The following is a 13,589-nucleotide window of genomic DNA, read 5'->3' as shown; positions in this document are numbered from 1 at the left end:
TTTATACAACTGCACGCTTAGTCTTGGGCATCATTCGGGTGAAACTTGGCCCGATGGCAGTCTCTCCATCGATGATTTCTTCGAGGATTCGGTTGCGTTGTGCTTCGTTAAGGAGCGCGCGCTCCAAAGAGCTCACCGACCATGAACCCGCGGCCTCTGCGAGTTTTGCCGCGCGAATGAGAACGCTACTCAAAGTGCCGACGCATCCCAACGTGTTCTCAAGAAGCTCTTTCGTGTAACGTCTAAGCTGACCTTTTTCCCAAAGATTCGGCAACGTTTTCTCGAATAGCGCCACGCAGCTTTCGAACGCCTTCACGTCTTCGGGGCGGTCGTCACGATAGCGCTCGAAATGAAGTACGTGCGTTCGCCGCGCGAGCTGCGCTGAAAGCGACACAAGTTGGTACAAGTCGTAGGAGCCGACTAGGACTATCTGAGTGCCACATTGGTTTGCCAGCGACTTGAGCGTGTCGAGTTGAATCTCCAGACGCTGATTCCCACGCGTCTGGCGAATGATATGGGCCGCCTCATCAATCACCAAGAACTGCACTTGTCGCTCACGCAAGCCGCGTTCTACAGCCGTGCGGAGGGCAGCCAAGCTATTGCCGTTCATGCCTTTTGGCCGAACGACTCTTCCGGTCTGCTCATCGACGCCATACAGCATCTTGGGCACGTTAAGGTTGTCGCCTAGCTGCGTCAGGATTCGATGATAGAACAGCTTCCATGAAAAATTGTTCTCGCCCGAGGAGGGAGCTTCAACATATACCGCGGGAATTACCCCACCATTTGCTTGCATTTGCGAAACACCCTTTTCAAGAGCGGAGTCAACCATAACTCTCGACAGTGTTGTCTTGCCCGCACCGGTTGGTCCGCAGACAAGGAGGATGCTGTCTTGACTATTTGGATAAATCAGTGTGTCAAGTTCTCCCATTACTTCTGTGACACGATTGTGCTTAATGCGCTTTGTTGAAAGCGTACGAGCCACGTCAACAGCCGTGGACGCCGTGGTTTGATTAGCTTGTGACATAAGTATTTTCAAAAATCCTCGAAATCGATAAGGTCGTCTTCGCTGTCAGATGTCTCGTCCGGCGACGGTGACGGATGGCTAATAGGTTGTTGCGTCCGAATCGGTACTGCGGTTTTGTTCGGCGCTTCAAAGGCGCTCGGCGCTTTCGCATCAATGCCGATTCGTCGCGACACGGCGACCGGTTCAACGCTGGCAAGGTCAAGGTCGGTGTACAAAAGTCGGTTTTCAGCTTGACGCTCAAATTCAGTCGCAAGCGCGCCCTCTGGCGTGAAGACTTGGATGAATTCGCGGAGTCGCTTCGTGTCGCGCTCGTTGTCGGCGAGCGATCCGTGGCGGCGGTTGTACTCCTCTGTCAACGCGCGCTTCTCAACGTCGGTATGTAAGCCGAGGCCATGCAGGTTTCGGCAAACTGCACGAACCCAAGTGTCTTTCACGCGAACATAGACGGAAGATGCGTCCCACGGGTCATATCGAACGAGCAGGCTCTCCCCATGGAGCAGTGCATCATTGAACGCTTCGTTCCAATAAAACCGTTGGTCTACCTTTACGCCGCGCTGGCGGTGAATCTGTCGCGTGCCAGTTCGGTCGACGGGCGGACACGTTGCAACCAAAAAGTCTCGATTGAACTGGATGTGCCTTTGCGCACGTGCACCGTTTTCGCGGACGCCTCGTACGAAAGCCTCGCGTGGTGACTCGTCGAGAGCGGGATGCGTGTTCTCATCGTAGAACTCCCATGCCCAGTGCTGAATACCGAGATAGAGTGCACCGAGGGTCCACTCTGCGAGCTTCTGGGGCAGGTGGGAACCGGTGACCATGCGAACATTTTTCGTGGCTTTCGTGTTGCCTGCCAGATTGTGGATGTACTCGGTGTTCAAGCGACCGAACATACGTTCCAGAACCGCGCCATGCCGTGGCTGTCCCGCAGGGCGGAAGCGCAGGTGCGTGCCCATTGCCTTAAGGAAGGACTCGAACGCATTGGACATGAAGTCACTGCCGTTATCGACAACGATGAATTCTGGAAGGCGGTTGAACCGCTTAACCATATCCCTGATGGTCATCATCACCGATGTGTAAGATGGCGAATCAAAGGTGAGATAAATCGCAACAATCCGTCGCGACCATGAGTCGACCGCGAGCGACAGCCATGGGCGGCCAAGTGGCTTCCCAGTGCGGCTTGAGATGACCTCGATGTCGAGTTGCGTGTGGTCAATGTGCACGTACTGGAACGGCCGGCTACCATGGACAGGTGAGTCGTGGTGCAAGACGTCAATGAAGGTACTCTGCTGGTAAGCAATTCGTTTCCCGTATCGCGTACGAACGTCTCTGTTGGTTTCGCGCGCTTTGATTCGCGCGATCAACGTGGGATACGACGGCGGCACCTCGCCTTCCTCTGAGAACGCGGCGAGCAGCATGCGGTGGCAGGCTTTGTAGTTGATTGCATTGCTCTTGAGCCATTGCTCATCAATGACCTCGTCCATCAATTCGACCTGGCGCGTGCTCAATCGGGGTTTGCGGTTACCTCTAGAGCCCGAATCCGGCACCAGCGCGAGAACTTCGTTGGAACCATTGGCTAGAGCGATTTCCTGACGGGCTTTCCAGCGGCGAAGCGTTCGCTCAGACACATTGGTGGGCTCCGCTTCAGCCTCCAGCAGCGCTTGCCTACGAAGCGCGGTCTTGAAGTCCTCCTTCGAATAGCGGCTCAGGTCCTGGCTGGATTGCTGGTCTTGCTGAGGGCACTTCACCTGGCCTTTTTCGTGTGCATTCTCAAGCCAGCTACGCGTCAACGTAATGGTCGAGCCATCCTCTCTGTTGCAGACGACGGAATCACCGGCCACCATCACGATAGTGAGTTCATTGCCTTCGAAGACGAACTTGGCGCCGTTGGCAATGTTGAGGGCGAAGCGGTCGATGCCAGGCAAACTGCCAGAGCGCGTGTCTGCAAGCACGAAGTCTCGCAACGCTTCATCGCGGAAGAGACGGAAGCTTCGCTTGTCGCCCAGTGATTGACTGTCGAGGTCGGTTGCGACGCGGTTTCCCGCGATCGCTCGATTCAGAAAGTCGGCATCGAATTCGTGCGGGGCTCCAAGAAGCTCCATGAAGGTCAAGGAACCATGCTCCTGCAGCGCGTTATGAAGTCGCGTCAGGACATTGTCCGGACACGGTTCTGCGAGGTGCAGATAGTCAGCTAGGTAGAGAAGGTTATCCACGCGCCGACGAGGAATCGAAGCATCGCTGAACACCCGATAGCGGATGCCGAGGTCGGCGAGTTGTTTCTCGATTTGCGGGGCATACCATTGACCATCGCTTCCCTTGGAATAGAACCATGGATACTTCTCAGCGAGTCGGGCAAGTTTTGCCTCCGATTTCCACTCTTCGAGAGTAAAGCCGTCGTCACGAATCGTAAGGAAGTTGGGACTGATGCGAGCATTGCGAATCTCGCCGGTAGACTCGTCCACTAATTGAAGTTTCAGTTCACACGGACGCTCGTAGTATTCGAGAACGTCGTCCGAGTGCTCCTTCGTCACAGCAGCAGGGAACTCGATGTGACGTGTCTCAGTGCGAATTTCTCGCCCCATCTTTTTGCTGGATAGGATGGTAGCCACGCTTCCACCTTGCACCGTCGGTGGTGTCACGGGCGCTTGGATGCGCGCGGTCTGAATAAGCTGGCGACCCTTGTCGGGCGTGCCGAGTTTGTCGAAGAGGTTGGTGAGGTGAATCTTGTCGAGCATCTGAGTTCAAAATGTTGGGCGTATATAGAGGTGTAGGGATGTCTGCGATCCATGTTTCGCATTTCGGTCGTATTCGACCGAAAATTACTCAAATATCCTGGAAACGAGATTCATGAAGCGCCAGAGTCTCAAGGGTCTCTATTCTCCGGCCCGCTGGGTGCGCTTGACTGGAGCAACTGTTCATGGTCATAGGGAAGTTTCACAGCACACGCTGGGGCGCTAAGCCACTTCGCATCCGCCTGAGACCTTGACCGCAGCGATCCTCCCCGCGCAACTTCTGCGATCCGCCTCTCGTCACACGACGCAGAGGTTCCTGTGATAGGTATTGAGCGATTTATTTTGATGTTTTCGATTTTCGAAAAAGCCGCGTGAATCAAATCTGTTTTTCTACTTCCTATTTTAATCCGCGAAGAGAGCGAACGAATTACGTTGGCATCTCGCAATCCCGGCATTTATACTTGAAGAGTCATAGGTCGGCCGAGCACTGGCCGCCCGACGTTACGCCGCTTTTCCGACTGAAGAGACGTGCGTTGACCTTCAGCGTGGACGGGTGCGACCGGTGGCGCGTTTGAAGAAACTGGACTACCACGGGGGTAGGTTGAAACAGTCCATGCGGCAGCGAAGATAGAACCGCGACCTGAAAGTCTGTCGGAGCCATTTCAAAAGTGAATGGTGGAAGGGGCGCCAGCGTCAGCTGGCAGGGGCCTCGGTATTCCCTTCTATGCTTACGTAAGCATCTGCAATCAACTCTCAAAAAACATATGCTCACTGAAGCATATCCTCGATCTTCAGAACATATGCTTACGTAAGCATATGTTTTTGCGCTCATTGCGACCCTGTTAGTTTCAACGCTCAATACCGTCTGATAAAGAACGAGTGTGATGTCTGTTTGGATTGTGCGAATAGCTGGTTGCCGCAACAGACACCGATACGCGGATTGAGTGTGTTGAGCGATTCATTTAATGTTCTCACGCGAGCGCTTGCAAGCCCCCTTCTTCGCCGGTTTCGATGCACACCTAGCCGCTACGCGGTGGGCAGCCAGGGAGGCGATCTCCAGGGCCTCGTTGGCGGGCGCTGCGATCAGTCTGTGGTGGGCACAGTAGGTGGAGGTAGGCATCGTCTCTGTCGGCTGTGCTACGGCCCATCTGCCAGTCATAATGCAATGTGACCAATGCGTCGTAGCGACTTCGCGTGCAAGTCGGTTCTTCAAGCCGGCGGCCTGGCTATTTGCGGCTTCCGTGTTCAATGTTGGCCAACTGACCTAGCTGCGTTGGCAAAATTCAATAAGTTGGTCGCTTGCAGAAGTCGATCCGATTTCGCGTGTTCAGTCGGGGGTCGAGACACGTATAGATGAGGGTACGTGTCTAATCGATGTACTTTGCGTTTTCTTTGCCGCGCTAAGGCGGCAATAAGAAGGTTGCAGAGAATGCGCAGCGGCTGTTGAGCGAGACGCCGTGTTCCGCTATAATGCGAACATAGCTTTCCATTCTGTATTCGCTCATCACGAGTGGGCAAATGCAGGTTCCGGAGACGAGAGTCCTCTGGTGCTGAAGTAGTGGCCGCAATGGTTCTACTTCCTTTTGATCTTGGTGCCGATGTGGCGTGTCTAGTCACGTCGGTGGCCCTGAAGCAAATTGGCTTCAGTTGATCCTTCGTCCTATGGGGCGGAGAAGCACCGGGACTATGACACTTTGTGTCATAGCGCGGCTCTCAGTCGAAATCAAAGGAATGGAAGTAATGAAAGCTGTCATCTCTCTCAATACCGACCCTGTCATTGCCGTCGGTGACATCACCGAACTTAAGCAATTCCCGGCATTCCGAGCATCGAAGCTGGCAGACGGTCTGCAAGCGGATTTCCCAATGCTGCGCTGTCCAATCGCAGCTGAAGATGCGCACTTCGTCCCGACAGGCGTTATCAGGTACCGAACGACCTTCGGGTGCCTTCCCGTAAACAATCTGTCGCTGCTGACAATCCAGGTCCAGATAAACGGCGTGCAAATCTACTGGCTGGCAGACCTTGCGGACCCCGAGGTCTGGGCAACGTACGATGTGTGGAAGGAGGCCGGGCGGCTGCCAATTTTGCTCGACTTCGATGAGGACAACGAGCGGGATTGCACGTTCTGCGTTCCGGAAATACCGAGGCAACACTTAGCCTTCGAACAACTTCGCACACACAAGGGAATCCCGACGGCGGATTCCGTCTGGAAAACGATGGCGACACTGTCCGTCAGTGGATTTCTGCCGCGCGTCGCAGTGAGCATGCTTCCTGATGTTCGTCTGGAGCGGGTGCTTGTCAATGTTCTCGCTACAAAGCGAGTAGAGCCGTTCGTAAAGAGCGATTGTGTGGCGTAAAGCCAAAATCCGCTGTTCGGTCGTTCTGACCGGCAGACACAATCATAAACGTGGGCTGTGCTGGATGACGATGCGCGGTTAAAGATCATCGCGCATCCGTTTCCGCTCAACCGAACTGTTGTGCCTGCCTCATGCTGCGCATCCTGATCTTTTGAGCATTCGACAGCCAACTGCGATGGTGGACTGTATGACGGCGCTGGTGCATATGTCGGTGTTTTGCGCCATTTCGTCGGGTTTCGCAGAGCTGTATTCGAATCAATTCGTCAAGGCGTGTTAGCGCTATACGAATAAGCAGTCAGTTGTCGAAGGATCGCGTCTTTGGCGACCGATCCTGCGGTAGCGGATATGCGGTGAAGGCGCGGCGCTCGCGCCAGAGGCTAATCAAACATGATAGGTAAAGCAATGAACGAATTTCAAATTATCGATATGTATTCCGACCTCGTCCCGCTCGGCCGCCTGGAGCAACTTAAATCTCTGGGATACCGGCCGAAACAGTCCATCGGTCTGCCTCAAGACATGCCGGTCCTAACGTGTCCGGTTGCGGCTCATGACGCGGAATGCTTCAGCATGAAGGATGGTCAACTCAACTTCGGGTTCGGAACTATCCAAACGCAACATGGGCTGGTTCAGAGCATTCGCCTGCAATTAAACGATGTGCAGATTTACTGGCTGGCCGACATGACCGACCCGGAAGTGTGGGCCGCATTAGATAAGTGGAGGAAGGCCGGGCACGCTTTGATTCAATTCGATGTCCGGGGTCAGACGGAGGAGCTGGGGTACTCTCTTTTCCTTAAGGCGGGTGTACCGCACGGCACTTACCGCAACGAACAGTTTCGCAACGTGCCAGCTCCTTCGGCGCAGCTCATATGGGATGGTATGGCAACCTTGGCTATGAGTGGGAAACTTCAGCGCCAGGCAGAATCTGATATTGAAGGCATGCAACTGCGTCGGGTCTTTGTGAATGTTTTACTCACAGGACGTTTCAAGCCCTGGGTAGCCGCCGACAAAATGGTCGAAATGCCAACACCTATGAAAATAGTCTTTCAGCGGTAAATTTTCTGAAAAGGAAATCTATTCAGTCTCTTGATGCGCGGCCAGTGGTCGCGCATTTTCCTAGTTGAGGTACTCGCGCGGAGTGGCTGACGCGAGAGCGCATGTGAACTCGTCGACTTGGCTGCCAGTCCTGCAGACCATGATGATGTCCACTACAAAATCTACAGGGATGTTGATTTGCCCCGAATCTTGGCAATCTACTTGGCTGCGATAACCGAATTCAATGATCGAGTCGCCCATTGAAGTTGGCTCACTTATCGTCTCTGTCCGGGCACTAACAAAACACCTCCAGCAGAAGGCCGTTGTGTCGTCCGTTTGTATCAGGCTTTATTCGGATGACGCCTTAAAAAGGCTAAGTTATCAGCAACATCTATTGAGCAAACCACCGTACTCGGCTATAATGCACACACAGTTTTCCATTCTGGATTGACTCATTACAAGTGAGCAAGTGCAGAATTCCGGAGACGAGAGTTCTCTGGTGCTGGAGTAGTGGCCGCAATGGTTCTACTTCCTTTTGATCTTGGTGCCGATGTGGCGTGTCTAGTCACGTCGGTGGCCCTGAAGCAAATCGGCTTCAGTTGATCCTCCGTCCCATGGGGCGGAGAAGCACCGGGACTATGGCATTTGTGTCATAGCGCGGCTCTCAGTCGAAATCAAGGAATAGACGTAATGGAAGCTCTCATCTCTCTCGATGCCGCCCCATCCTTCGCTGTCGGTGACATTACCAACCTCCAGCAACTCTCGGAATTCAATACATCGGAACTGGCTGACGGTCTGCCGGCGGACTTTCCCGTGCTGCGCTGTCCAATCCCAACTGACGGCGCGAGTTTCCTTCCGACTGGCGATATCAGGTACGAAATGAATATCGCGTGCCTTCCCGCGAACGATTTGCCGGTGATGACCATGCTACTCCAGTTAAACGACGTGCAAATCTACTGGCTGGCGGACTTTACAGACCCGGAGGTTAGGGCGGCGTATAACAGGTGGAAGGAGGCTGGGAGGCTACCCGTATTGCTCGACTTCAATGAGGGTAATAAGCGCGATTGCACGCTTTGCGTTCCGGAAATATCAAGGAAACGCCTCGAATTTGAAGACCTACACGGATTCAAAAAAGACGCACCAGCGGATTACGTCTGGAAAATCATGACAAAAATCGCTGACAGCGGGCTGCTGCAACACGTCGCAGTAAGTGTCTTACCCGAGTTCCGTCTGGAGAGCATGCTAGTCAATCTGCTCGCAACGAAGCGAGTAGAACAACTCATAAAAGGGCGGTCGCATGGCGCAAAGCCGAATGCGAACTTTACCTCGTCCTGACCACTACGCTCTATGTGAACTATAGGCGATCCGAGATGACGGTGCGCGGTTAAAGGGTACCGCGCAGTGATCTCGCGTACCGGACTGCGTGCTCGTCTTCCAGGATACGCTTTTCTTGAACGAAGGCGATGTCGCTAATGGATGCAACGCAAGACGAGCCGCCGCTCAGCGTGTCAGGAAATGTCGCGGGCCCTGCCTTTCATGCGGAAGCGAAGGCTTGCCGCAAGGGCGTGCTGCACAAGCTCAACACCGGAAAAGCAGTGCGGCGCCATCTTCGGTAGGCCAGTATGTGGAGCTTTTTGAGGAGAAACTGTCATGACGACGCCCGAGAAGCGCACTGCATCCGTGGTGGCAACGCGGGATTTCCTGAAAACGCTGGCGGACGGGAAGACGTACGAAGTCCCCGGTGCCGTCCGAGCCCTCGCGAGGGGGCTTCTCATCAGCGACCCGACACCAACCGACGTCATCTTGTGGTCGCTGGAATCACCCGAAATTTGGGGATTGCCGGAAGGATCCGACGAGGCATTGTGACCGTCACTGACGCGCCGAGCGGGTCACTTCGCACCTTGGACGACATACGGGCCGTTTCCGGCTCCCTATGGCCGCGCATCGTGTCGGTCTAGGACGTTGTTGATTTTGGTGATCGGTCCGGCTCCGAGCCCTGCAGTGCGACGTCAACGCGGGCCTCGACCTTCGTCTCACGGGTCTTTCACCGCTTCGGGCGTCTGGGGGTCGCCTGCAGCGTCGGTCTATGCTTCCTCGCCCCTGAAAGGACTTGGTTTGCCATCCATTTCGATCAACGGCAAGTCATTGACTGCAGCAGCTCCAGCACAGTCATTGCGTCCGGGACAGATGCCACTTCGAGGAAACGCTGACCTGCGGCGGTGAGTGGGACTTCTGTGTCATCGCAGAAGATGACGTCGGCGCGAGCCAGGAGCGCCAGAACGTCCTCGCCTCAAATCGAGCGGACGCCAACCTTCATCTCGAACTCCTTTTCATCTTCTCGAGCTTGCTGTTCTGCATCGGATTCCCTTAAGAACAAGTCGAACGATGCGGCTTCGTAACCACATGAATTGACGCATTGAATTTCGACAGGTTGGCCGTCTGAGTCCACGTGGCCAAACAACATAATCTGGCTGGCTCGGTTCACCAGCTCATGCTCGACACCACGGCCAATGAACCAAAGCCCGTTTGGCCCTCGCTTCGTCAGATGCGGCGAGAGCGCGATCTCTGTCGTCGCGAGGTCATTCAAGCGAGCGAGTGGGATATAGGGCCTGCCAACGAAGACATCGCACCCGCCGTTGCGAAACTCAGTTCGTTCTAGTCCGCGGTTCTGCCACTTACCTTTCGGCCATACTGTTTGCTGTCTGAACGTCTGGAGAAGATGTGGAACGAGTCGCTGAGTTTGCTGCCCGCAAATCGCCGTGCAGTTGCGGATAAACCTTCGCTCATCGGCGGTTTGCGTCTCGGGGATGGCTGCGCTCATGACAACGACCGACGCGCACATCGCGGCAGCCCGCGTCGCCGCTCAACCGAGCGACGCGCTCATCGTCACCGAGCTGGCTACCGGAAACGACGGTTGTGAAGCGCACCATCGGTGGTGCCCGAGCTGATGCTTCGGCGCGCGTGCCTCATGCATCGCTCATCGGCAAGAAATGGGCGGTTGGTCGCGGCATCGACTCGAAATCCGTATTGTTACAATTAAAGTCACGATCACATTTTTGAAAATGAATTACTAGATAGCGGCGTTTTTGAGCGGCGCTGAATTGCAAGCGAATTGCAGCGAAAATGCCGCATTGTTTTAATCGCGTGCCGATGTTATACATCCCCATAGTCACGCGTCGGCCGAGCGCAAGCCGCCCGACGTTGGTGCCGCCTCTTCCGACTGAAGAGGTCCGGCGGTGGCCTCCAAGCGTGGACGGGTTGTGACCGGTGGCGCGCTGGAGAAGATTCCGCACCACGGGGATGGGACCTGAGAAAGCGGACGCGCTGGCGAAGCTAGAGGCGCGGGACCCGAAATAGTCTGGCGGAGTCGTCATATCTAATGACGATGGAAGGGGCACCCGCGCTAATGGTCGGGGGCCCCGGCATTGCCTTTCTACTCTAAAGTAAGGATATGCTCACTAAGGATTTTCTTTCGTGAGCATATCCAAACCATATCTCAAAAGAGCACATTCTTACTGAAAGATATGCTCGATCTTTAAAAGCGTATGCTCACGTAAGCATATGCTTTTGGCGTTTTGTGTTTCAGCGATTGAGGGCCGCTGCGCGGCTGGCAGCCAAGGAGGAGTGTGGCGGGCGCGACGATCATGTGTCGCCCGTTGTCGGCGCGAAGCCTTCCCGGAGGGGAGGGGGTTCAGTCGCAATCTTGCTCAGCGCTTTCCTCTCGATGCTCTCTCGCGAGCAAGTGATTCGTGTGTTTGCCTGCGCGGTTTTATGGCCGCTGCGCGGCTGGCAGCCAGGAAGGCGATGTTCAGGACTCGATGATCGCGAGTCGCCGTGTCGGTGTGTGGGCCCGTCTGGAAGGCGGGAGATTGAGTCGTGCCTCTGCTTCCTGGTCCGCGGGTGTTCGATGCTCTTCCGAGCAAGAGAATTGCCGTTTGAGAAGCTGAGTGGCCGATTTGATGGCCGCTATGCTGCTAGCAGGCCAAGGAAGACTGCACGTTTGGCGACCCAATGTCGCTCGACCTGGTCGTGTCGTCGCTGACGCTTGCCTATTTGAGTTGAGGGCGCAACGACCGTCTAGCGACGGAAAGGAACTGTTCTCACAGGCAGGTTTCGTCCTTCGAGCCCTCGATTTTGCGTGCTGCCTCCTGGATCATCGCGACAACTCCACGAACACTGCCAAGAACCTCTCGAGGAACTAGCTGCTGCACCTCGCGGAGGTTGGCTGCCCTTCCTCTTGAAAGAATATCCTTGACTGCTGCTTCGATCGCACGGACGGCTTCGAGTCGGTGTTGCTCGCTACGGTCGCGTTGATCCTTGCGCCACTTCGCCCCGATGGTGCGCGCTTTCTCATTCTCTACACGGTACAGTTCTCGCGGATGCATGTTCAGTCGTCGCGCCGCTTCCATGACGCTGACGGTGACATCTGGCCTGCTTAGGTCGTCCATTTGGGCCTTGATCCGACCAAGGTCAAGTTGACGCGGCGATGCGCGCTTCCTGTAGTCGGGGAAGAGCTCTGCCAACGAAGGAGATTCATACAATCTCGAAGCCTCGCCACCATCATATCCGGTCAGCAAGGCCTCGAGCGAAACGCCTGTTTGTGATGCGATGCGCAGGTGAGCGGCTAGCGTCGGAACACCCCCTTGGTTCAGCCAATAGTGCACCGTAGATCTGTTCAAGCCGATACGCCGAGCAAACCTCGCGCTCTGTCCGTCGTCGAGTTGGCCAATGAGCTTCAGAATTACCTCCGTCATGGTGCGGCGAACTGGCGCCGAAATCAAAGACGCTTGCGCAGCCAGAAGTCGCCCGATCTGCGCGGCCTTCCACGTCTCGGCGGGAGTCGCTGGCAACGGCGCGACGCCGACGCTGGCGAGCGACGCCCCGCAAAAGCAACACCAACCAGGAACGACACATGTCGCGTTGTTCCTTGCGCCCGTATTGCCGCAATCGTGGCAAGTGTCTAAGAGTCGGATGCCGTCTGTTGGGCAAACGTCGACGTCTCCGACGTCCCAGGCTAGCCGAAAATACGGCGATTCTCCCCGAGCGAGGTCATGTGCAAAGCATGCGCCGCACCATCGAGCTTTAGCGGGCGCATGACTCGCTTGCGCGATCACGTTTCGCCATGGCCGAAGCGTCAACAAATCCAGGCGCTCGACACTCGTCATCATCGACAACGCGGACGCATAACGGTGGGCGACCTCGCCCATGCCGATTAGGTTCACGTTCTTCCAGAAATTTTTCGCTGGGACCTCCCAGCCGCACGTGTTCGAGATTCTGCCTAACAAGTCCGTTGTAGAAACGCAATGTGCTGCTGCCAAGCGACAGAAGAAGCTCACAAGGCTCTCTACGCTGGCGGTTCCCACGCCGATAGGCGGCAAGGGGTAGAGCGCCGAGCGAGCGGGGCACGTGACCTCTTTCATCGGGAACGCCTCTCAACTAGCCATCTTGAACTGGCCCACCGAGCTCACCAAGTTCGGGCTGATTCCGGCTTCGCCGTCAAGAATTTCCTCCAGAATCCGATTGTGTTGAGCTTCGGTTAAGAATGCGCGCTGGAGAGAGGCTGTCGTCCACGCATTCGTGATGCCTGCGAGCTTTGCAGCACGCGTGAGCACGCCGCTGAGGGTGCCTATGCAGCCCAGTGTGTTCTCATGGAGCGCTTTTGTGTGTCTCGTGAGCTGCCCGCCCCACAGTTCGGGAAGCGTTTTCTCAAACCCGGAGACGCAACGGTCGAACGCTTGAACATCTTCGGGCCGATCTTGCCGGTAGCGCTCGAAATGCAGCACATGTGTGCGACGAGCGAGTTGCCCGGAGAGAGAAACCAAGTCGTACAGATCGTAGGATCCGACCATCACCATCTGCGTTCCGCACTGATTCGCGAGCGACTTCAAAGTGTCAAGTTGAATTTCGAGCCTATTGTTGCCGCGAGTCTGCCGAATGATGTGCGCCGCTTCGTCAATAACCAGGAATCGCACCTGACGCACACGAAGACCGCGCTCGACTGCGGTGCGAAGGGCCGCGAGTGTTGTTCCCCGGTTGGTAGCGCGAGATCGGCTCATTCGGCCAGTTTCTGCGTCAATTCCATAGAGCAGCTTGGGTGAGATGGCATCGTCGTCCAGCTGCGACAAGATGCGTTGGTAGAAAAGTCGCCAAGAAAAGACGCTTTCCCCGGATGAGGGCGCCTCTATGAAGAGCGCGGGAATGATTCCCCGCTTCTCCTGCATCTCACGATGCGCCTGTGTGAGGGCTATATTGACCATGTGTCTGGCGAGCGTCGTCTTACCGGCGCCACTTGGGCCGCACACCAGCAGAATGCTGTCTTGGCTGCCTGGGTAAATGAGCGTGTCGAGTTCAGTCATAACCTCGCTCACACGGGTATGTTTGATCCGCTTCGCAGCCAAGGCTTCAATCTGCGAATTGACGGATGCCCCATCCTTGCTATCCTTAGTATTCAT

The 13,589-nt window shown here is 55.5% G+C and carries 10 protein-coding genes; 5 read left to right on the top strand and 5 right to left on the bottom strand.

The window, feature by feature from the left end:
- Nucleotide 1: 1 nt before the first annotated feature.
- Complete coding sequence (locus tag B0G80_RS36720) at nucleotides 2–1,024, bottom strand: AAA family ATPase (RefSeq protein ID WP_116122603.1); 1,023 nt, start codon at nucleotides 1,022–1,024, stop codon at nucleotides 2–4.
- 8 nt (nucleotides 1,025–1,032) lie between these two features.
- A complete protein-coding gene (locus B0G80_RS36715; RefSeq protein WP_116122602.1) occupies nucleotides 1,033–3,753 on the bottom strand; it encodes a DDE-type integrase/transposase/recombinase in 2,721 nt (906 codons plus the stop codon).
- Between the two features lie 1,737 nt (nucleotides 3,754–5,490).
- Here B0G80_RS36715 and B0G80_RS36710 point away from each other — a divergent pair.
- The 4 genes from B0G80_RS36710 to B0G80_RS36690 all read left to right on the top strand — a co-directional run bounded on the left by B0G80_RS36710 (nucleotide 5,491) and on the right by B0G80_RS36690 (nucleotide 9,003).
- Entirely contained in the window at nucleotides 5,491–6,105 is a 615-nt protein-coding gene (locus B0G80_RS36710) for a hypothetical protein (protein ID WP_116122601.1), read from the top strand.
- Nucleotides 6,106–6,507: 402 nt separating this feature from the next.
- Entirely contained in the window at nucleotides 6,508–7,158 is a 651-nt protein-coding gene (locus tag B0G80_RS36705; protein ID WP_147309972.1) for a hypothetical protein, read from the top strand.
- A gap of 669 nt (nucleotides 7,159–7,827) precedes the next feature.
- Entirely contained in the window at nucleotides 7,828–8,472 is a 645-nt protein-coding gene (locus B0G80_RS36695; protein WP_116122598.1) for a hypothetical protein, read from the top strand.
- Between the two features lie 315 nt (nucleotides 8,473–8,787).
- Nucleotides 8,788–9,003 carry a BPSL0761 family protein gene (locus tag B0G80_RS36690; RefSeq protein WP_116122597.1) on the top strand — a complete coding sequence of 72 codons (216 nt, stop codon included), beginning with the start codon at nucleotides 8,788–8,790 and terminating at the stop codon, nucleotides 9,001–9,003.
- A gap of 424 nt (nucleotides 9,004–9,427) precedes the next feature.
- Here the strand turns inward: B0G80_RS36690 and B0G80_RS36685 are convergent, their stop codons facing one another.
- Complete coding sequence (locus B0G80_RS36685) at nucleotides 9,428–9,958, bottom strand: hypothetical protein (RefSeq protein WP_147309971.1); 531 nt, start codon at nucleotides 9,956–9,958, stop codon at nucleotides 9,428–9,430.
- Between the two features lie 95 nt (nucleotides 9,959–10,053).
- Between B0G80_RS36685 and B0G80_RS46230 the strand changes: the two genes are divergently transcribed.
- Nucleotides 10,054–10,197: a hypothetical protein gene (locus B0G80_RS46230; RefSeq protein WP_181920155.1), complete on the top strand. Its 144-nt coding sequence runs from the start codon at nucleotides 10,054–10,056 to the stop codon at nucleotides 10,195–10,197.
- A gap of 1,040 nt (nucleotides 10,198–11,237) precedes the next feature.
- On the opposite strand, the gene B0G80_RS36680 is transcribed toward B0G80_RS46230, so the two are convergent.
- Nucleotides 11,238–12,557: a TniQ family protein gene (locus B0G80_RS36680; RefSeq protein WP_116122595.1), complete on the bottom strand. Its 1,320-nt coding sequence runs from the start codon at nucleotides 12,555–12,557 to the stop codon at nucleotides 11,238–11,240.
- Nucleotides 12,558–12,569: 12 nt separating this feature from the next.
- Nucleotides 12,570–13,589, bottom strand: coding sequence for an AAA family ATPase (locus B0G80_RS36675; protein WP_116122594.1), 1,020 nt, complete (start codon nucleotides 13,587–13,589; stop codon nucleotides 12,570–12,572).

The sequence above is a fragment of the Paraburkholderia sp. BL6669N2 genome (assembly GCF_003387275.1).
Taxonomy (GTDB): domain Bacteria; phylum Pseudomonadota; class Gammaproteobacteria; order Burkholderiales; family Burkholderiaceae; genus Paraburkholderia.
Note: the sequence above shows the minus strand (reverse complement) of the source record. Positions and strands in the feature narration are given on the sequence as shown.